At 72.8% G+C, this 20,045-nt stretch carries 17 protein-coding genes; 8 read left to right on the top strand and 9 right to left on the bottom strand.

Going from position 1 to position 20,045, the window contains the following annotated elements:
* Positions 1–47: 47 nt before the first annotated feature.
* Entirely contained in the window at positions 48–1,706 is a 1,659-nt protein-coding gene (locus tag OG276_RS00875) for an alpha/beta hydrolase (protein ID WP_266901657.1), read from the bottom strand.
* 359 nt (positions 1,707–2,065) lie between these two features.
* Here OG276_RS00875 and OG276_RS00870 point away from each other — a divergent pair, with 359 nt between their 5' ends.
* Both OG276_RS00870 and OG276_RS00865 read left to right on the top strand, forming a co-directional pair.
* Positions 2,066–2,812, top strand: coding sequence for a DUF4142 domain-containing protein (locus OG276_RS00870; RefSeq protein WP_266901655.1), 747 nt, complete (start codon positions 2,066–2,068; stop codon positions 2,810–2,812).
* Between the two features lie 9 nt (positions 2,813–2,821).
* Positions 2,822–4,213 carry a DUF1996 domain-containing protein gene (locus OG276_RS00865; protein ID WP_266901653.1) on the top strand — a complete coding sequence of 464 codons (1,392 nt, stop codon included), beginning with the start codon at positions 2,822–2,824 and terminating at the stop codon, positions 4,211–4,213.
* A gap of 66 nt (positions 4,214–4,279) precedes the next feature.
* Here the strand turns inward: OG276_RS00865 and OG276_RS00860 are convergent, their stop codons facing one another.
* Together OG276_RS00860 and OG276_RS00855 are read right to left on the bottom strand one after the other, a co-directional pair.
* Entirely contained in the window at positions 4,280–5,158 is an 879-nt protein-coding gene (locus OG276_RS00860; protein WP_266901651.1) for a GNAT family N-acetyltransferase, read from the bottom strand.
* 266 nt (positions 5,159–5,424) lie between these two features.
* Positions 5,425–5,949 carry a CGNR zinc finger domain-containing protein gene (locus OG276_RS00855; protein WP_266901649.1) on the bottom strand — a complete coding sequence of 175 codons (525 nt, stop codon included), beginning with the start codon at positions 5,947–5,949 and terminating at the stop codon, positions 5,425–5,427.
* A gap of 25 nt (positions 5,950–5,974) precedes the next feature.
* On the opposite strand from OG276_RS00855, the gene OG276_RS00850 reads away from it, so the two are divergent.
* Entirely contained in the window at positions 5,975–6,646 is a 672-nt protein-coding gene (locus OG276_RS00850; protein WP_266901647.1) for a LysE family translocator, read from the top strand.
* An 86-nt stretch (positions 6,647–6,732) separates the two neighbouring features.
* Here OG276_RS00850 and OG276_RS00845 read toward each other — a convergent pair whose 3' ends face one another.
* Complete coding sequence (locus OG276_RS00845; protein ID WP_266901645.1) at positions 6,733–8,025, bottom strand: CdaR family transcriptional regulator; 1,293 nt, start codon at positions 8,023–8,025, stop codon at positions 6,733–6,735.
* Positions 8,026–8,528: 503 nt separating this feature from the next.
* Here OG276_RS00845 and OG276_RS00840 point away from each other — a divergent pair.
* From OG276_RS00840 to OG276_RS00825, 4 genes are all read left to right on the top strand, one after another.
* Positions 8,529–9,557 (top strand): hypothetical protein, encoded by a 1,029-nt coding sequence (locus tag OG276_RS00840; protein WP_266901643.1) that lies wholly within the window; start codon positions 8,529–8,531, stop codon positions 9,555–9,557.
* Positions 9,554–11,008 (top strand): NADH-quinone oxidoreductase subunit NuoF family protein, encoded by a 1,455-nt coding sequence (locus OG276_RS00835; RefSeq protein ID WP_266901641.1) that lies wholly within the window; start codon positions 9,554–9,556, stop codon positions 11,006–11,008. Before OG276_RS00840 ends, OG276_RS00835 begins: the two co-directional genes overlap by 4 nt.
* Before the next feature lie 117 nt (positions 11,009–11,125).
* Complete coding sequence (locus OG276_RS00830; protein ID WP_266901639.1) at positions 11,126–12,127, top strand: SCO0930 family lipoprotein; 1,002 nt, start codon at positions 11,126–11,128, stop codon at positions 12,125–12,127.
* Between the two features lie 36 nt (positions 12,128–12,163).
* Positions 12,164–12,631: a hypothetical protein gene (locus OG276_RS00825; RefSeq protein ID WP_266901637.1), complete on the top strand. Its 468-nt coding sequence runs from the start codon at positions 12,164–12,166 to the stop codon at positions 12,629–12,631.
* Here the strand turns inward: OG276_RS00825 and OG276_RS00820 are convergent.
* Positions 12,586–12,738, bottom strand: a complete 153-nt coding sequence (locus OG276_RS00820) for a hypothetical protein (RefSeq protein ID WP_266901635.1) — start codon at positions 12,736–12,738, stop codon at positions 12,586–12,588. The two genes, OG276_RS00825 and OG276_RS00820, sit on opposite strands and share 46 nt — an antisense overlap.
* Positions 12,739–12,898: 160 nt before the next feature.
* On the opposite strand from OG276_RS00820, the gene OG276_RS00815 reads away from it, so the two are divergent.
* Positions 12,899–14,242 (top strand): radical SAM protein, encoded by a 1,344-nt coding sequence (locus OG276_RS00815; protein WP_266901633.1) that lies wholly within the window; start codon positions 12,899–12,901, stop codon positions 14,240–14,242.
* Between the two features lie 10 nt (positions 14,243–14,252).
* Here OG276_RS00815 and OG276_RS00810 read toward each other — a convergent pair whose 3' ends face one another.
* The 4 genes from OG276_RS00810 to OG276_RS00795 all read right to left on the bottom strand — a co-directional run bounded on the left by OG276_RS00810 (position 14,253) and on the right by OG276_RS00795 (position 20,016).
* Positions 14,253–17,660, bottom strand: coding sequence for a molybdopterin-dependent oxidoreductase (locus OG276_RS00810; protein WP_266901631.1), 3,408 nt, complete (start codon positions 17,658–17,660; stop codon positions 14,253–14,255).
* 153 nt (positions 17,661–17,813) lie between these two features.
* Entirely contained in the window at positions 17,814–18,746 is a 933-nt protein-coding gene (locus tag OG276_RS00805; RefSeq protein ID WP_266901629.1) for an ABC transporter permease, read from the bottom strand.
* Complete coding sequence (locus tag OG276_RS00800) at positions 18,743–19,630, bottom strand: ABC transporter ATP-binding protein (RefSeq protein WP_266901627.1); 888 nt, start codon at positions 19,628–19,630, stop codon at positions 18,743–18,745. The genes OG276_RS00805 and OG276_RS00800 overlap by 4 nt, the downstream gene beginning before the upstream one ends.
* On the bottom strand, positions 19,627–20,016 hold the full coding sequence (locus OG276_RS00795; protein ID WP_266901625.1) for a GntR family transcriptional regulator: 390 nt from the start codon (positions 20,014–20,016) through the stop codon (positions 19,627–19,629). Before OG276_RS00795 ends, OG276_RS00800 begins: the two co-directional genes overlap by 4 nt.
* Between the last annotated feature and the right edge of the window lie 29 nt (positions 20,017–20,045).

Raw genomic sequence — 20,045 nt, 5'->3', positions numbered from 1 at the left:
CGCCAGGTCACCGGATCGCTAGGTCACCGGGTCACCGGATCGCCGGATCAGAAGCGTCCGGGCCCGGACGGAATCGGCAGCGGCTTCACCGGCGCCACCTGACGGTTCCCGCCGGGCGCCGGCGTACGGCAGGCGATGTCCTCGGCGGGCAGCCGCCCGGTGGTCAGGTACGCGGTGACCGGGGCTGCGGCGCAGGAGGAGGGATCGGCCAGGTACACCCCGTGCCCCTCGGCGCCCAGAGCCAGCACCATCCGCGAGCCTTTCAGCGCCCGGTGCATGCCCTGGCCGCTGGCCAGCGGGGTCTGCGAGTCCCACTCGTTCTGCACGGTCAGCACCGCGGCCCGCGTCTTCATCGGGGTCTCGGCCTCCAGCGGCCGCGGCCAGAAGGCGCAGGGCTTGATGTTCGAGGCGAAGTCGCCGTACAGCGGGTACGCGGCCTTGTCCCGGACCGCGTCGCGACGGTACCGCTCGGGATTGCGCGGCCAGGAGTCCGTGTCCCCGCACACCACGCTCCAGAGGACGGCGACGCCGTTGTCGGAGGCCGGCCCGGCCGGGGCCGGCCCGGACTCGCCGGCGAGCGCCCGCTTCATGTTGAAGTCGGGCCCGGAGGCGCCGGGAGTGACGGCGGGCTTTCCGTCGGCCGCGTCCTTCAGGGCCGCCACCAGCGGGGTGACCTGCGACGGATAGAAGAACAGCGCGCGGGCGCCGCGGATGTCGTCGCCGTTGATCTTCTCCCCCTGGAAGACGATCGGATCCCGGTCGGCCCGCGCCACCAGGTCCCAGAAGGTCTTCGACACGGCCGAGGGGCTCTCGCCCAGGTGGTACTCGCCCGAGCGTTCCGCCGCCCACCGCGTCCACCGGGCGAAAGCCGGCTCGGACTCCGTGGCCCAGCTCCGGAACATGTTCCGCCAGATCAGGTCCGGGTCGACGCCGCTGTCGAGTACGAAGCGGTCGGTCCGGCCGGGGAACATCTGCGTGTACACCGCGCCGAGGTACGTCCCGTAGGAGTAGCCCAGGTACGAGAGCTTCCGCTCGCCCAGGACGGCACGGATCGTGTCCATGTCGCGTGCGGTGTTGCGGGTCGTGATGTACGGGAGCACGGAGCCGGCCTTCTCCCGGCACTTCTCGGCGATGTTCCGCGCCCAGGCCACGTCGGAGGGGAAGGACCCGGGCCGGTACGGCCGGTCGATGCCCTGCTCGGCCTCGGTCAGCCCGCAGCTGATGGGACTGCTGGCGCCGACCCCGCGCGGATCGAAGCCGATGAGGTCGTACTGTTCGGCCACCTCCGGGGGGACCACCTCGCCGAGGGCCAGCGGCAGATCGAGCCCGCTCCCGCCCGGTCCGCCCGGGTTCATCAGGAGGACCCCGTGGCGCTTGGCGGGGTTCGTGCTCCGCACCCGGGATATCGCCAGGTCGAGGGTGCGTCCGGCGGGCCGCCGGTAGTCGAGCGGCACCTTGATGCTGGCGCACTCGTAGGTGGCCGGCTGATCGGCGGCGCACCGGTGCCAGGCCGGCTTCTGCCGCAGGTACGCGGCATCGGCCCGGAAGGTATCGGCGGACATCTCGGTGTCGGTGGACAGGACGCTGTCGGCGGACAGGGATGCACCGGCGGGCAGGGCGGAAGCCTGGGCGGCCGCGAGCAGCGGCACGGAGCTCGCGAGGAGCGCGGCGGAGGCCAGGAGGGATGCCAGTCGTTTCTTGCGCACGAGGGCCGTTCCTTTCGGGTGGGCGGTGGTACGCCCCCACCCTGGGTCACCCCGCGGCCCGGGCGAATCCACCTGAGGGGCGGGTCCCTCTACTCCTCGCGAATGACCGGAAATCCGGACAACTGGCCGACGCGCCGGGGTTTTTGTCCTCACGTCAGGCGTCGGGAGCGCGGGCCGTGCGGCGGCCGGGCGCGCGGCACCGTAGCAGCCTTTCGGCGGGTCGCCCGGATGTTTGTCCAGTCCGGATGGGCCTTCGGTGGGGGAGGCGTGGTCGGCGCTAGCGTCCCTTGGCACCCGGGGACCGGGGAGCGGCGTGCTCCGTGCGGCTCCCGGATCGTCCCGGGAGCCAAGGAGGCACAGTGCTGTCAATCCGTCGGACGAACGTCGGCGGCATGTCGGTCGCTTCGCGACACGTGATGGGCACGGGCATCGTCATCGGCGCCCTCGCCCTCACGCTGATCGCGCTGCTGATACCGGTACGGAGCTTCGGCGGAAGAACCGCCACGGCCGCCCCGGCCCCGGCGTCCGCCCCCGCCGCCTCGCCCGCCTCCGCCTCCGCCGATGACGACGGTGCCGGGGTGATGAACACGGCCTTCGGGCCGCTGACCGCGCAGGACCGCGAGTTCGTGCGCAAGGTCCGCCTCGCCGGCCTGTGGGAACTGCCCGCGGGCAAGCAGGCCCAGGAACGGGGGACCCGCAGATCGGTGCGGACGGCCGGCGAGCACCTCGTGGAAGGGCACGCCGAACTGGACCGGAGGGTCCTGGAGGTGGGCCAGGCGCTCGGCGTCGAACTGCCGGACCGGCCGTCCGGTCAGCAGCAGGCCTGGCTCGACCAGTTGGAACGGGCCCAAGGGGCGACGTACGAGCGGCTGTTCGTGCAGCTGCTGCGGCGGGCGCACGGCAAGGTCTTCACGCTCGTCGCCCAAGTGCGGGCGCAGACCCGCAACTCCGTGGTCCGCGAGCTCGCCACGGACGCCAACGCCACGGTCCTGGACCACATCGCGGTCCTCGAAGCCAGCGGACTGGTCGATTTCGAGGGTCTCGCGGACAGCCCTCCCCCCGTCCCCGCGCCCGCCCCTCCCACCGACACCCGACCGAGGAAGTGAAGTGATCACATGCACGACAACGACTCCACGCAAGGCCCGGCGCGCCGGGACGGTGCAGGGCACAAACGCAAGGTCCGTCCCCTGTACAAGGCGCTCGCCGCGGCGTCCGCACTGCTCCTGGGCGGCGCCGGGGTGGTGATCGCGGGCCAGGTGGCCTCCGCGGGCCAGGACCCGGCGCGGTCGGCGCCGGTGACGGCCACCATTGACTGCCCCGACGTCGGCGAGCGGCTGCGCGAGGTTCCCGATCAGGTGCGCGGCGAGGTGGACCGGGAACTCGCCGGTCTGGACACCCAGATCGCCGAGGCCTACCAGCGGCTCGCCACCGGCCGGGCGCCGGCGGACGCGCTGCTGGGCGAGCTGAAGGACCGGCGCGACACGTCGATCGGCCGGGTCTCCGAAGCGATCGGACGGACCGCCGCCCGCCCCGACGGGCTGGCGGAGCTGAGCGCCTGCGCGATGCGGGAGGCACCGGCCGCCGAGGAGGAGGCCGCCCGGGCCGGCGCGGACACCGTCCTGAAGGGAGGGCCGGCCCGCTCCGACTTCGTGGCCATCGGATCGGTGAAGCCGAACGTCCGGCGCCCGGACCCCAAGTCCGGTGCCTCCAAGGGCTCCTTCTCCGTGGAATGCGGCCGCAACGACGAGCGCCACCTCAACCCCGACAACGTGATCGTCGCCCCCGGGGTGAGCAACGGCGCCCACCACATGCACGACTACGTCGGCAACAAGACCACGGACGCCTTCTCCACCAACAACAGCCTCGCCGCCTCCGCGACCACCTGCACGAACGGAGACCTGTCCACCTACTACTGGCCGGTGCTGAGGCTGCGCGACGGCAAGGCCGAGCAGGACGCGGGAGCCCCCGGCGGCGGCCAGGACGCCAACGTGGGCACGATCCTGCGGCCCAAGCAGGTGACCATCCAGTTCAAGGGCAGCCCCGTCTCCCGGGTCACCGCCATGCCCCGCTTCCTGAGGATCATCACGGGCGACGCCAAGGCCTTCACCAACGGCCCGGCCAACGCCAACGCCTCGTGGAGCTGCACCGGCTTCGAAAACCGCCAGCTGAAGGACAAGTACCCGATCTGCCCCAAGGGCACCGACGTGGTACGGACGTTCGCCTTCCAGAGCTGCTGGGACGGAAAGAACACCGACAGCGCCAACCACCGCACCCACGTGGCCTTCGCCGCCCGCGACGGTTCCTGCCCGGCGGGCTTCAAGGCCGTCCCGCAACTGGTGCAGCGGATCGTCTACGCGACGCCCCCCGGCGCACGCTTCGCGGTGGACAGCTTCCCCGAGCAACTGCACAAGCCGGTCACCGACCACGGGGACTTCATCAACGTCATGCCGGACCAGCTGATGGCCCGGGCGGTGCGCTGCGTCAACGGCGGCCGCACCTGCCGCTGACCCGACGAGAGGCGGCGCCGGCCCCGAGGCACGTTCAGGGGCCGGCGCCGCCTCGCCTGCTCGTCCCTACAGGTCGAGCTGGTACTGGCGCGTCGTGTGCGTGGGCAGGTAGCCCAGGCTGTCGCTGATGTGTCTCATGTGCGTGTTGCTGTCGGCGGTGTCGGTCAGGAGGCCGCCGAGGTTCGGATGGTCCCCGTGGGCCTGTCGGATCGACTCGGCCTTCATCCATCGGCCGAGGCCGTGTCCGCGGTGCTCGGGCAGGACGCCGGTGCCGTAGTGCTGGGCATCACCTGTGCCGTCGCCGGGCACGACGAGTTCGGTGAACCCGGCGATCGAGCCGTTGGAGGTGTCGATGGCGACGACGGTGTGCAGGTGGTCGCCGCGCTGTTCGACCGCCTTGGCCGCAGCCCGGACCCGGTCCACGTCCCAGGCCGTGGTGCCGTGGTCGGTGTCCTCCATGGGCATGTCGTCCATGGCGCGACGTGAGTCGGCGAAGGTCTGGGCGAGATCGTCGGGGACGGTTCCCTGCCAGGACGCCAGCCGGTAGCCGGAATGCGGACGCTCGATGATCTCCGCCAGGGAGGGGATGTCCACATCGGCCAGGGGCAGGCGGGCGAACCTCAGAGTGAGGACCTTGCGGAAGCCGCGGGCCGCCAAGAAGTCGTCGCCGGGCGATCCGGCCCCGGCCTGCGCCACGACGCAGCGCCGGTTGTCGTCCCGGGCGGCGGCCACGGCAGTGTCGAGCAGCCGGGAGCCGACGCCCTCGCGGCGCTCCACGGGGTGGACGTGGAGGGTGAGTTCGGCCAAGTGCGCTTGTCCGCCGTCGAACAGGCGCAGAAAGGCCGTCCCGACAGGGTTGGCATCGGCGTCGGACGCCAGCCATGCAAGGCGCCGGCTGTGCGCCCCGTGAGCGGGGTCGGTCAGCGGCGTGATGTGGAGCGACAAGGTGTCTCCGTCGTGAGGAGGTGGCAAAGGTCAGTACGCGGGCTCAACTGCCGGGCACTCCTGCGCATGTGCTCCACACCTCCTCGTCGACGGTGCCGGTCCGGATCAACAGGGACGGCCGGGAGAACGTAGCCGGTCCGTCGGTTCCTCGGCAAAGGATTAACCGGAGGCCGGTGCGGCCGTGTCGTCACGGCCGTCCCTTGACGGCCGCGACCGGGACGGTGGCACGAGGCCGTCCTCGGCGAGCAGGCGCGCGGCGCGAGCCGTCACCGCTCGCGCAGGCGAGCGCGGTGGCGGCGGACGGCGTCGCGGCTGCCGCAGCGCGGTGAGCAGTACCGCTGGGTGCCGTTGCGCGAGGTGTCGACGACGACGTTCGTGCAGGGGTCGGCCGCGCACCGGCCGAGGCGGTTCATGCCGCGAGTCGTCAGGTGGAGGGCCGTGCCGACGCTGAACACGGCGTGCAGGACTCGCGCCAGGTCGTCGTCGACGTCGCGGTAGTGCAGGTGCCAGCCCTCGCCGTTGTGGTCGGTCAGGCGTGGATACGCGGTCGCGGTGGCCATCTGCTCGTTGAGGATCGCCGCCCGCTCGTCCGGGTCGCGGGCGTCGACGACCCGGATCCAGTCATCCAGCACCGCCCGGCAGCGGGCGTGATCGTCGGGCCGCTCGGGGAAGGGCATCGTCATGCCGAACTCGCGCGTCCGCTCGACGATCCCGGACCGGGTGCCGGGCCAGTCGTCGGCCAGGGAACGGGCGAGGAGCACGGCATACTCGCCGTAAGGGTTGAGGTGCATAAGGCCATTACATCAGGGTGGGGTCATGTCCCTCACCCCGTTGTCCTCACCCGTCCTCGGTGCGTCCGTCCTCGGAATGACACTCACCGCGCTGGTCATGGCCCTGACCCCCGGGCCCAACATGATCTACCTCGTTTCGCGCAGCATCAGCCAGGGGCGCGCCGCGGGGCTCGTCTCCCTGGCCGGCACCGGCGTCGGCTTCGTCGTCTACATGCTGATGGGCAACCTCGGCCTCGCGGTCGTGTTCGTCGCCGTGCCCTGGTTGTTCATCGGCTTCAAAGCCGCGGGCGTCCTCTATCTGGTCCACCTCGCCTGGCAGGCCCTGCGCCCCGGAGGGCGAGGGGTGTTCGAGGTCCGTGACGTTCCCCGTGACAGTCCGGCCCGACTCTTCCGCATGGGGCTGGTGACGAACCTGCTCAATCCCAAGGCCGCGATCATGTACCTGACCCTGATCCCGCAGTTCATCGACCCGCATCGCGGGAGTCCGACGGTGCAGGGCCTGACGCTCGGGTCGCTTCAGATCGCGGTGAGCCTGACCGTCAATGCCCTGATCGTCATCGGCGCCGGCGCCATCGCCACCTTCCTCGGGCGACGTCCCACCTGGGCCACCGTGCAACGCCGCATCACCGGGACCCTCCTGGGCACCGTGGCACTGCTCCTCGTCCGCGAGGTGCCTGCTCGCGCCCGGGTGGTCTGACGACCACCGTCGACGGATCCGAGGCCCTCCTGGGCGTCGCGCCCAAGAGGGCCTCACGTGAGAAACGAGGGGTGCTGCCCCATCATCTAGAGGCCGTTGACGCGGGCGATGCGGCCGTCGCCCGGAGACGGGCGGAAGTCGGCGGCCACCACGCGCGCCCGGCGGCTGCCGCGGACCGGCCGCAGCCGCACCTGGGCCATCAACCGGCGGCTGCGCAGCGCCAGTTCCAGTTCGAAGCGGGTGCGCGGGTCGCGCAGACCGGGCCCGAAGAGCTTCTCCAGCTGGCGCATCCGGTAGCGGACCGTCTGGGGGTGCACGCTGAGCGCCTTCGCCGCCTCGGGAGCTCCGCCGCCCTCCAGCCAGGCGAGCAGGGTCACTTCGAGCCGCTCGCTCTGGCGCGGGGTGAGGTCCGCCAGCGGCCGCAGCCAGCGCGCGGCGAGCGCGTGGGCCAGCGGCTCGTCCTGGAGGAGGAGCAGCGTCGAGAGGTGGTCGTCCACGAACACGGTCCGGGCGTCCGGCCCGGACCTGCTGTGCGCCGGGACCAGCGCGAGCAGACGTACCGCCCAGCGCAGGGAGGAGGCGGTGTCGCCCGGGGCCACCGGGTGGCCGACCACGGCGAGCCGGCCGCGCAGCGCGCCGTCCAGGGCGGTACGGGCCTCCGGGTCGGCGGTCGGGACGAGCAGGCAGGGCTGGCCCGCGACCATCCCGCCGAGGCAGTCGTCGAGGAGGGCCGCGAGCTGCTGAGTCTCGCCGGGCGAGGCCAGCGCCACCGCCCGTACGGCTACGGGGAGCGGCCATCCGGCCGGTCCGGCCAGCTCGGCCAGCTCGGCGAGGCCCGCTTCGCGGTGCGGGGTGTCACCCGTGAGCAGGGCGAAGAGCTCGCGCCGGGCCTGCTCACGGACCGAGCCGAAGCGTTGTAAGGGGACTGCTTGGAGCGGTGGCAACTCCCCTCCGCGAAAGGCCGGGTGCGGGTCCGGGTCCGAGTCGGGGTGGGCGTGGGCGTGTGGGTGGGGCCGGGCGTGCTCGGTTTCGAAGGCCGCGGCCGTCGGGGCGGTGGGTCCGGGGCCGGACCGGGGCTGCGCGTGGTCGTCAGACGGCTCCTGCGCGCGGGCCGGGTCGGCTCCGTCGGCCGCGCGGGTGGTCTCCCCGCACCCCGCGCCGCCGGCGCCCTCGCGGTAACCGAGGGCGGTGAGCAGGGCGCCCTCCATCCTCCGTCTGACCACCTCGTCGCCGATGTCCTCGACGAGCGCCGAGAATCCGGGGACGGTCTCCCGTAGCTCCTCCACCATCCCCGCCGCGAGCGTGGGCAGTTCCTTGCGCAGGACCCGGGTCCACTCGCCGCGGGGGCGGGACCAGATGCGGTTCAGAAGTTCGCACATTGTTACCTCGTTCAAGCCGGGGTATCGCCTGCCCCGTGGGACGGTGGCAAGCCCGCAGTCCCGCGGCATCGGCTCGATCGCCGTCGGGGAGGTGCGGCGGCGGATCAGGTGTCAACCCCGTCGCAACCGCACCACTGGAAGGGAATCTTCCGGGGATGTTCGATGCGATGGCTGTGCGAGGGCCAGAAATTATCACGTTTCGATAAATCCTGTGGAGCGCTTGCATACCTCCACGATGCTTCTGCACTCCGGCCCCCGCTCCCGGCCGGCGCGGTGGGCCAGGCGCCCATCTCCCGCCCGCCGAGGAGCGGTTACGACGTCGACCCCCGGGCGCCGAGCGCGAGGTGGAAGTGCTCGGGTCCGGACGTATGGGAGACCACATGCCCTTGCTCCAGCCCCGCCCGCCCGGCCGTTCGCACCGGGCCCGCCGCACGAGAGGCGGTACCCGACGCCACGCCGGAACGCCATCCGGGCCGGTAGCGGGCCCGGAATCCGGCCGCTCCGTGTCCGGCCCCGCATCCGCAGCCTTCTCCCCGACGGCGTCGACGCCGGCGACGCCGAGCGGCTCCGGCCGGCGGGCGGTGCGGCGTCCCCCGCTGCTGTCCGCCGCCGGGGGACCGCACCCCGCGGCCCTGGGCGCGGCGGGCCTCGCGGCCCTGGCCGCCCTGCTCGTGGCGGCCCGCGCCGGCGCGCTGACCCGCCTGTGGGACTTCCTCGACTACGCGGCCGGGGTGCTCTCGCTGGTCTCCCTGACCGGCGCCGTCCTGTGGGGCCTGGCGGCCACCGACCGCAGACTGCTCGCCTCCGGGCACCGGCTCGTCGCCCAAGCCGCGCACCGCGGCCTGGCCGTCGCCGGACTCGGCTTCCTCCTCCTGCACGTGTGGATCAAGGTCGCGCGCTCGCGGACCGACGCCGCCGCCGTGGTCCTGCCGTTCACGGACGGACAGCGCCCCCTGCTCATCGGCCTCGGCAGCCTGGCCGGATACGGGTTCGTCGCCGTGGCCGTCTCCGGAGCCGTCCGCGGCGCCTTCGCCACCCGGGGGCGGTCGCTGTGGTGGCGGGCCCTGCACATGGGTGCGTACCCGGCCTGGGGGGCCTCGCTGGTGCACGGACTCAAGTCCGGTCGCGCCGCCAGTGGTTGGGTGACCGTCGGGTACGCCCTGTGCCTGGTCGCCGTCGCCGGCCTGCTCGCGTTGCGGCTGCGCGCGAAGCTCCGTACGCTCGCCGCCGCGCGCCCGTCCGGCACGCCGGCCGCACCGGCCGAGCCGCCGGCGCCGTCCCCGCCGCACGCGCCGTCCGTACCGTCCCGGGTGCCCGGGCAGGCGCCGCCTCACCGGCCGGCGCCCTTCGTGCGCAGGCCGGCGGAGTGGGCGGCGGAGCTGCTGACCGCGCGCCTGACCCGGCAGCCCGGTGTCACGGTGTTCCCCGCCCGCCCGGAACGGGCAGCGGAGCCGTCCGCGGGGCCGCGCGTCCCGCCGCCGTCCGTCCCGCCGTCGCCCGGGCCGCTCGACGGCGTACGGAGCGGACGGTGAACGGCGGCTCCGGCACGCGGCCCGCCCTCGGCTGCGTGGGAGCGCCCCGGCTGCTGGCCGGACTCGACACCGCCGAGCGGCTGGACCGGGCCGGGCATCTGAGCGTGCACGGCGCGCTGCCCCGCTACCCCTCCGACGAACTCGTCGAACTCGCCGAGGGCATCGCCCTGGGCGGGCGCGGGGGAGCGGGCTTCCCCTTCGCCCGCAAGCTCCGGGCCGTCATCCGGTCCGCCCGGGGGCAGGACGGAAGCACCGCCGTGGTCGTCAACGGGACCGAAGGCGAACCGAGTTGCCTCAAGGACGCCGCCCTGCTCCTCTACGTGCCGCACCTCGTGCTCGACGGCGCGCTGGTGGCCGCCGCCGCGCTCGGTGCCGAGGACGTGGTCGTCGGCGTCACCCGGCCCGACGTGGAGCGCTCGCTCACCGAAGCCGTCGCCGAACGGGGACCGGCCGGGCGGCGGGTGCGTGTCGTCCGGCTCCCCGAACGCTTCGTCACGGGCGAGGGCAGCGCCCTCGTGAACGGCCTGGACGGCGGCGCCGCCGTACCCTCCGGGCACCGGACGCGGACCAGCGAGCGAGGACTCGGCGGCCTGCCCACCCTGCTGTCCAACGCGGAGACGTACGCACAGCTCGCCGTCGCCGCCCGCCTCGGCGCGCCCGCGTACGGCACGGCCGGACTGCCCGACGAACCCGGCACGACCCTGCTGACCGTCGCCGGGACGACCGTCGTCGAGGTGCCCCTGGGCACGTCCCTGGCGTACGTACTGGACCTGTGCGGCACCGTGCCCGGACAAGGGGTGCTGGTGGGCGGCTTCCACGGCCGCTGGCTGGACCCGGGGGCGGCGCGCGAGGCGCTGATCTCGCGGAAGTCGCTGGCGGCCTACGACGCGGTCCTGGGCGCCGGCGCGGTACTGCCGCTACCCGAGGACACGTGCCCGGCGGGCGAGGTGGCCCGGGTCGCGCGCTGGCTGGCACGGGAGTCGGCGGGCCAGTGCGGACCGTGCGTACGGGGCCTGCCCTCGCTCGCCGACGCCGTGGAACGGCTCGTGGCCGGCGGGGGCGGGGCGGCCCTCGACGCCGTACAGGCCCGGATGCGGGGGGTGCGCGGCCGGGGAGCCTGCTCACACCCGGACGGCACCTCCTCGTTCGTGGCCTCTGCGCTGGCCGTCTTCCCCGACGAGTTCCGTGACCATGCGCTGGGCAGCGGCTGTGGACGGCGCGTGCTGGGCGCCCTGCCGCTGCCCGCGGACGAGAGCCCCGAACGGCTCGTCGTGGACTGGACGTTGTGCAAGGGGCACGGCCTCTGCGTGGACCTTCTCCCCGATGTCGTGCGCCTCGACGAGGACGGATATCCGGCACGCGGCGTCATGCCGGTGCCCGGCCCCTTGCGGCCGAAAGCACTGCGTGCGGTGCGCCGTTGCCCGGCGCTCGCGCTCCGCATCCAGGAATGAGTTCACGCTTTGGCGTGATCTGACAAATTCCCGCGCCATTGATTACGGCGGTCCCCGCAGCCCTTATGAATATCCCGACGGAAGCGCGCCGGATGGAAATCTAAGGAGAGAACTCCCATGGGCAACAGGAACCGGGCGACCACGGCCGCCGCCGGATCGATGCTGACGGTGCTTCTGCTGGCGTCGGGATGCGGCAGCGAGGACGGGGGCGCCCGTACGGTGACCGTCCGGGCGGCGGGAGCGGAACGGGCTGTGGGGCACGGCGCCGGGGACGGCAAGGGCTACGGAGCGGGGTCGGAGGCGGACACGGGCACGGAGGCGGAGGCGGACGCCGATGCCGACGCCGGTTCGGGCGCGGACCCCGCCGACGCGGACGCGACCCCGGCCGGCAGGCTGGCGGTCAGGGAGATCCCCGAGGTCGGCAGCGCGGTCACCGACGCGGCCGGAGCCACGCTCTACCGGTTCGACAAGGACACCGCCCGGCCGTCCCGGTCGAACTGCGAGGACGCCTGCGCCACCCTCTGGCCCCCGGTCCCGGCGGACGGGGCCCAGGCCCCGGCCGGCATCGACGCAGGGCTGCTCGGCTCGGTCGAGCGGTCCGACGGTACCCGCCAGCTCACGCTCGCGGGGTGGCCCGTGTACCGGTACGCGAAGGACACCGGGCCGGGCGACGCGAAGGGCGAGGGCGTCGGCGGCACCTGGCGCGCACTGGCGCGGGACGGAGGAAAGGCGGCGGAGGCGGAGCCGGAAAAGGAATCCGCACCGCTCTCCGCCGTGGAGGACGCGAAACTCGGAAAGCTCATGGTGGACTCCCGGGGGCGCACCCTCTACCGGTTCGGAAAGGACAGCGCCTGGCCGATGAAATTCGGCTGCCTCGATTCCTGTTTGGACACCTGGAAGCCCGCAGAACCCGTAGAAGGGGAAAAGGCCGTCGGAATTCCCGCAGGACTGGTCGGCTCCGTACAACGTCCCGACGGAACCCGCCAATTGACGATCGACTGCTGGCCGGTCTACCTCTTCACCGGAGACACCGCACCGGGCCAGACCAACGGACACGGCCTGCAGGGACTCTGGTTCGCGGTGGACGACGCGGGCAAGAAGATCCCGGCGGCGGGCTGACCGGCCGTGCCCGGCACGGGAAACGGGGCACGACGCGTGCCCCGCGCGATCGCCTTGCTCGCCACCCTCCTCTGCGTCGGCTGCACCGCGGGCGCGGGAGGTACGGGAGGAGCAGGCAGCGCGGGCGGCGCCGGGGGGCGAGCGGCGCCCCCGCCCCCCGCCCCCGAGCAACTGGACCGGATCGCGGCCGCCCTGGGCTGCGTCCCCGAGGTGACGGTCGACGCGCAGGAGGTGCGCGAGGGCGCCTGCGCAGTGGACGCGCAGGCCTTCCGGCTCGCCACCTTCAGTACGGCGCAGGGCCGCTCCGCCTGGCTGGCGGAGTCCCGGCAGTACGGTGGCACGTACCTCGTCGGAGAGCGCTGGATCATCACGGCGCCCTCGGCGGACGCCCTGGCCCCGGCCCGCGCCCGCCTCGGCGGAACCCTGGAATCAGCCCCCGCGCACCCCCACGGCGGCGCTCACCCCCTGGTGATCCTGACCACGCCGGTCTCGGTGCCCTGGTAGAGGGTGCCGTCCGGGCCGGTGGTGCCGGTCATCCGCAGCGGGTTGCAGACCAGCCCGATGCCCAGGAACGAGCTGGTGAGCTGCGCTCCCGTGGCCGGGTCGAGCACCGCGTGGTGGTACGAGGCGAAGGTTTCGAGGCCGGCGGGCTGCCCAGGAGGCGCTGCACCGGGGCCCGGGCGTCCTGATTACAGTGAGATCACCGCCGTGCCGCGCGGAACGCCAAGGGGGCGGGCCGCCGGACCGGCAAAGCCTGGAATGGAGCCGCAGATGGAGAGTCCCAGCCGTACCGCGCTGATCGAGGACCTGATGGGGCGCTTCCCGCACGTGCCCCGGGAAGCCGTGATCAAGGAAGACCTCCTGCGGGGCGGCATGGCCTTCGACGAGTCCGCGCTCAGCGGGGGCGCCGACGGGTCTTCGGGCGACATCAAGCCCAAGTCGTACTTCATCTTCTCCTTCGACCACCGCACCCTCCCGGAGCTCGGCGCCGCAGCGCTGAACCGGCCCCCGGAGGAGATCGTGCTCACCGGCGGCCCGTACGAGCTGCGCCGCACCGTGGTCTCCGTACGGGTCAACCCGGACTCCCCGTACGTCGTGCGCGGCGGGGAGGACGGCGCGCTCGGCCTGTACCTGGACGGCGTACGGATCTCGGACGTCGGCCTGCCGCCGATGCCGGAGTACTACAAGCACAAGCTGTCCAACGGCAAGTCGGTGATGGAGGTCGCGCCGACCATCCAGTGGGGCTACCTCATCTACCTGACGGTCTTCCGGGTGTGCCAGTACTTCGGCGCCAAGGAGGAGTGCCAGTTCTGCGACATCAACCACAACTGGCGCCAGCACAAGGCGGCCGGCCGCCCCTACACCGGGGTGAAGCCGGTCGAGGAGGTGCTGGAGGCGCTGGAGATCATCGACCGGTACGACACGGCGGGCATCTCCCGGGCCTACACCCTCACGGGCGGCTCGATCACCTCCCAGGTCGGCGGCCGTGACGAGGCCGACTTCTACGGCCAGTACGCGCAGGCCATCGAGGAGCGCTTCCCCGGCCGCTGGACGGGCAAGGTCGTCGCGCAGGCCCTGCCGCGCGACGCCGTGCAGCGCTTCCACGACCACGGCGTCAAGATCTACCACCCCAACTTCGAGGTGTGGGACGAGTACCTGTTCAAGCTCCACTGCCCGGGCAAGGAGCGCTACGTCGGCCGCGACGAATGGCACCGCAGGATCCTGGACTCCACCGAGGTGTTCGGCCCGCGCAACGTGATCCCGAACTTCGTGGCGGGCATCGAGATGGCCGAGCCCTTCGGCTTCACCAAGGTGAGCGAGGCGATCGCGTCGACCCAGGAGGGCCTGCGGTTCTTCATGTCGCACGGTGTCGTCCCGCGCTTCACCACCTGGTGCCCGGAGCCGACGACCCCGCTGGGCAAGGCCAACCCGATGGGCGCGCCCCTCGAATACCACGTCCGCCTGCTGGAGACCTACCGCGCGACGCTGGAGGAGTTCGGCCTGAGCTCCCCGCCCGGCTACGGTCCGGCCGGTCCCGGGCGCGCGGTGTTCTCCGTCTCCTCCTTCATGGACAGCCTGGAGGGGCTGGAGGCGACGGAGGAGACCGCCTCCTGACCGACGGCCCTCAGATGTCGAGCACCAGGTCCGAGGTCGGCAGGGACTGACAGGTCAGGACGTCGGTGTCGGGCAGGTCCTCCGAGGGGGTCACCAGGTGCGCCGCCGTGCCCCCCAGCACGCCGCACGCACAGCTCTCGCACTGCCCGACCCGGCAGCCGCTCGGCATCGCGACCCCGGCCGCCTCGCCCAGGGCGAGGAGCGGTCCGTCGTTCTTGCGCCAGACGGCGCTGCGTCCGGACCGGGCGAAGGTGACGGTGTACTCGGCGTCGTCGGGCACGGTTACCTCCCGCCGGGCCGGGCGGAACTTCTCGCTGAACACCTCGAAGCGGGGGACGCCGCGCGCGATCAGGGCGCCGGTGAGGGCGTCGAGCATGGGCTGTGGTCCGCACATGTAGAAGCGGGCGCGGCGTGCGATGAGGCCGGGGTCGATGTCGTCGACGGTGATGAACCCGGTGCGGTCGTAGTCCCGGCCGGGGACGTCGTCCGTACCGGGAGCGGCGTAGTGGTCGACGACCGTGAGGGCCGGTATGCGGGCGGCCAGTTCGCGCAGCCGGTCCCGGAAGGGGTGGTCGGCCGCGTTGTTGTTGCCGTAGTGCAGGACGACCTCGGGGACCGTGCCGCCGGTGGCGGCGAGGGTTTCGAGGTAGCTGAGGAACGGGGTGATGCCGATGCCGCCGGCGAGCAGCACGACCGGGTTGCCGGTGTGCGTGGGGAGGGCGAAGACGCCTCCCGGGCTCGCCAGGTGGAGCCGGTCCCCGGCCTTGAGCTCCTCGTGGATCCGGGTGGAGAAGGCTCCGCCGGGGATGTGGCGTACGGCGAGCCCGTAGTCGGTGCGGCCGGCCGCGAGGGCGGGCCCGGTGAGGGAGTAGCTGCGGCCGTCGGCCGGATCCTGGACGGTGCCGTCCGGGTTCTCGGCGCGGACGGTCAGGTGCTGGCCGGGCCGGAAGTTCGGCAGGGCTCCGCCGTCCTCGGGGGCGATCCGTAGGGCGCGTATGCCGGGGCTCACCTCGGTGAGGGCCGTCACGGTGAAGGGGCGGGTTCCGGTCCAGGCGCCGTCTCCGGGTACGGGGCTGATCCGGCAGGCCGCAGCCCGCATCGGTGCGGAGCCGCTGAGCGGGTCGGTCTCGGCGTGGTCGATGAGCCGGTTGAAGTTGCTGCCCGTGGCGGCGGTCGGGTCGGCGCCCGGGAGGGCGAGGTCGGTGGCCTCCTGCCACCAGCCGTACTCGCCCACGACGACGGAGGGGTGCAGGGAGTCGTCGAAGCGGGCCCGCAGCCGGATCGAGCCGAGGCGCGTGGCGAGCTCCACCCACTGGCCCTCGCCGATGCCGTGGGCGGCGGCCGTCTGCGGGTGCAGGTCCACCGAGGGGTCGGTGGCCCGGCGGCGCAGCGAGGTGAGCGACCTCTGCTGGCTGTGGACGAAGTACCCGTGCTTGGCGCAGGTCAGCACGAGCGGGTACGCGGCGTCCGTGGGCGCGGGGTCGTGGTGCTCGGGCGCCGCCGGATACCCGTGCTCCAGCAGCCGCTCGGAGTACAGCTCCACGCGCCGGGTGGGCGTGGCGAAGCCGGTCACCGTGTCCGCGTCGCCCCGTACGGGGGCGGCGTACTTGCGGTAGGACTCCTCGCGGGGCACCCGGACGCCGCCCGGTCGGCCGCGCAGCTCCTCGACGGTCAGGCCCAGCGGTTCGAGCTGCCAGTTCCAGGCGGCCTCGATGTCTCCTTCGAAGAACTCCCCGCCCATGCCCAGACGGCAGGCGAGGTCGAAGACGAACTCGGTGTCGCTGCGGGACTCGCCCTGCGGCTCCACCATCCGGGGCCGGAGCTGGACCTGCTCCTGGGCCCGGTGGCTGACCTCGAAACCGAAGCGCAGGGCCTCGTGCTCGTAGGAGCTGTTGACCGGCAGGACGATGTCGGCGCTGCTGCTGGTCGGGTTGTGGAAGAGGTCGAGGTGGACCTGGAAGTCGAGCGCGGCCAGCGCCCGGGCGGTGCGGTCGGAGTCGGGCTGGGCGACGACGAGGTTCGATCCGAAGCCGACGAGGGCGCGGACGGGGTAGGGCCGGCCCGTCTCGATGGCGGTGCACAGGTCGCCGGAGTTGATGTAGCCGAAGGCCGGCGGGCCCAGCGGGTGCTTGTCGAGCCCGAGGGCCTTGGCGCGCTGTTCGGGGGCGAACTGGGCGAAGGAAGCAGCCGGGTTGTAGGGCGGGGCGGGGACGACGTGGTTGCCGCCCGGGGCGTCGTAGGAGCCGGTCAGCGCGTAGAGGGTGGCCAGGGCACGCTCGGTCTGCGCGGCGTTCGCGCTCTGCCCCACTCCGGTCCACCCGTAGTAGGTGACCGAGGGCGCGGCCGCGATCTCCGCGGCGAGCGCGCGGATCTCCCGCTCGGGGATCCAGGTGGTGGCGGCGACCCTGTCCGGAGTCCAGGCCGCGCAGGCGGCGGCGTACCGCTCGAAGGCGGGCGCGCAGTCGACGACCGAGCCGTCGCGGAGGGGGATCGGGCGGGTGCCGCGCAGCGCGAAGCGCTCCGGACGGTGGGCTGCGCGCGCGGTGTCGTACGCCTCGGCCCGGCCGGTCACCTCGTCGAAGACGGCGAAGCCCGGGAGATCCGGGGTGATGCCGGGGAGCTCGTCCGCGCGCAGGAACCGTCCGGTGTCGGCGCGGACGAGGAGGGGGCCGTTGGTCCAGGCGCGCACGAAGGCCGCGTCGTAGCCCTCGTCGGCGATGAGCAGGTGGGCGAGGCCCAGGGCGAGCGCGGCGTCGGTGCCGGGCCGGACCCGCAGCCAGTGGTCGGCCCGCAGCGCGCTGGTGGAGCGGCGCGGGTCCACGACGGCGAGCTTGGTGCCGGTCGCCTGGGCGGCGGAGAGGGCGGCGGACTGGGCGAGCCAGGTCTTGGCCGGGTTGAAGCCCCACAGCAGGGCGAGGTCGGCGTTCGCGTAGTCGGGCGGCGGGATCGGCGAGCCGAAGGTGAAGGCGTGCGCGAAGTCCTTGTGCCAGTTGCAGATCTCCGCGCTGTACACCGTGTTCGGGCTGCCGAAGAGGCGTACGAAGCGCTCGATCCACTCGGTGGCGTCCGAGACCATCGTCCCCGAGGGCGTGGCCACGGCGAAGGCCACCGATTCCGGGCCGCTCTCGGCGGCGATCGCCCCGATCTTCGCGGCGATCTCTTCCATCGCCTCGTCCCAGGAGACGGGCACCCAGCCCGGGTCCGGGTCGGTCTTGGGGTTGGTCCGGCGCAGCGGGGTGGCCAGCCGGTTCGTACTGTGCGCGATCTCGGGGGCGGAGCGGCCCTTGGGGCACATCGCGGTGCCGGTGGGATGGTCGGGGTCCGGTCGGACGCCGGTCAGGCGGCCGTCCTCGATGGTGAAGATCGCGCCGCAGCGCGACTTGCAGAGGGTGCAGAACCCTCGCTTCTCCTCGGACACGACATCCTCCTGGCTCGAAGACCTCCCTCCATTGGACAGTCCGGCGTACGGCACTGACCAGCGGCGATGGTCGCGAACGGAGCAGCACAGGACCCGCCCGGCCGGGACCTTCGCCCCGGGCCGAACGGGCCGTTCGCGCTGCTCGCGGGAGGTTCAGGGGTGTCGCTTCTGCACCAGGCGGAAGGCGGCGTAGAGGACGGCGGCGGCCAGGACGAGGACGATGGAGGTTTCGATGAGCTGGGTCGGCCAGTAGTGGGAGGTGGGGTGGAAATCGGCGTAGGAAGCGGTGGCGTCCATGTCGTCGCGGCAGCCCCCGGAGGTCGGGGGCTCCGGGAAGCAGCGGTACCCCGACGCGCGCTCGCCGGTGGTAAGGGTGAGTCCTGTGCCCATGTTCTTGGCGGAGGGCGGCAGGAGCGAGTCCGCGTCCACAGTGTAGGGAGCGGTAACGGCTACTACGGGAAGGAAGGACCACCGCAGTGCGCTGAGAACGAGCAGGACGAGACCGGTCAGGAGGCCGGCGACCGCCATGGCGGGCAGGGTCCGCCGGACCAGCTGACCGACGAGGGCTGCGATGGCCACGCCGAGCAGGCAGTAGGCGACGAGTACCGGGCCGGTGGCCGCGTACACCCCGCGCTCGTACCAGTAGAGCTCGTAGGTGTCGGAAACCTGGGTCCATCCGAGGCGGTAGATCCCGATCAGGGCGAGGGAGCCGAGCACGGAGACCGCGGCCGCAACCAGCACCTTCGACCCGAGCCAGGCCTTCGCCGTCGTGGACTGGGTGAGGGCGAGCCGCCAGGTCCCGCTCTCCAGCTCGCGGGCGATCATGGGACCGGCGACGAAGGCTCCCACCAGCAGCGGGAGGAACACCAGGACCCTGGTCGCGGACTGCATGTATCCCCGGAGCAGGTCGTATCCCGGGGTCAGGAGCGGCCGGTGCATCGCGTCGTAGGTTGGGTACGCGCTCCACACGCGCAGCGCGACCATCACGACGAGGCCCACGGCGAGGAGGATGGGCACCGCCCACAGCACGCGCCGGTGCTGGCGGGCCGCCACCCAATACGGCCCCTTCAGCGTCAGCGTGCTCATGCCGGCACCCCCTCGGTGACATCGGTGTCCACGGCGAGCGCCGGGGCTTCGGGCGCGCGCAGATGGGCGAGCAAGAGTTCCTCCAGGGACGGATGGGTCGTCTGCCAGGTGCCGCTGTCGATCGGGCCCCGCGGCCGTACGAGCGCCGTGAGCTGGCGGCCCGTCGTGCGGGCCTCGACGACGGTGTGGGATGCGGAGAGTTCGTCGAGGGCGGCGGCGGGGCCGGTGAGCAGCAGGTGCGCGGCGCCGACCTCGTCGATGGGGCCGGCGAGGCGGACCCGGCCGCCGTCCACCAGCAGGAGGTGGTCGCAGGCGCCCTCCAGCTCGGTGAGGATGTGCGAGGACATCACCACCGAGGTGCCGTTCTCGGCGGCGTCGGCCATCAGCGTGCCCATGAGCCGGTGCCGGGCGAGCGGATCGAGGTCGGCCATCGGCTCGTCGAGCAGGAGCAGGCCCGGGCGTTTGCCGAGGGCCAGGGCCAGGGCGACCCGGGTGCGCTGCCCGCCGGAGAGGGTACGGACCTTCGCGTGCGGGTCGAGGTCCCCCGCCTCCACGATCTGTTCCGCCCTGCTCGCGTCCCAGCGGCCGGGGTTGAGCTCGCTGCCCATGCGCAGCGTCTCGCCCACGGTGAGCTGCGGGTAGAGCGGCTTTTCCTGTGCCACGAAGGCCAGTTCCTCGCGCGGCACCGAGCGGAGGTGGCCCTCCGTCGCGGAAACGAGCCCCGCGGCGATCGCCAACAGGGTCGACTTTCCAGCCCCGTTGGGTCCTACGAGTGCACAGACCCGGCCTTCGGGCAGCCGGAAGGTGCAGTCGCGCAGCGCCCACCTTCCCCGGCGTCCGTAGCGCAGGCCGAGGCCGTCCGCCTCGATCACGGTGTGCGTCATGCGCGTTCGTCCCCCTTGAAGTGCTCTTCCAGTACGGCCGAGAAGAGCGCGGCCGCGTCGTCCCGCTCCATCCCGGCCTCCCGGGCCCGCCGCGCCCAGTCGGCGAGTTCGGCGCGCAGCGGCGACTCCGCCGGCGCGCCGCCCAGGGACTTGCGGATGAAGGTGCCCAGGCCCCGCTTCGCCTCGACGAGCCCCTCGCGTTCCAGCTCGCGGTAGGCCTTGAGGACGGTGTTCGGGTTGATGGCGGTGGCCTCGACGACCTCGCGCGCGGTCGGCAGTTTGTCGCCCGGCTCCAACAGGCCCAGGCGCAGGGCCTGTTTGGTCTGCTGGACGATCTGCAGGTACGTGGCGATGCCGCTACGCCGGTCGATGCGGTACTCGAGCACGACAACACCACCCTTTCACTAGGCAAGTA

Origin of the sequence: Streptomyces sp. NBC_00086, from assembly GCF_026343255.1 — a bacterium.
Taxonomy (GTDB): domain Bacteria; phylum Actinomycetota; class Actinomycetes; order Streptomycetales; family Streptomycetaceae; genus Streptomyces.
Note: the sequence above shows the minus strand (reverse complement) of the source record. Positions and strands in the feature narration are given on the sequence as shown.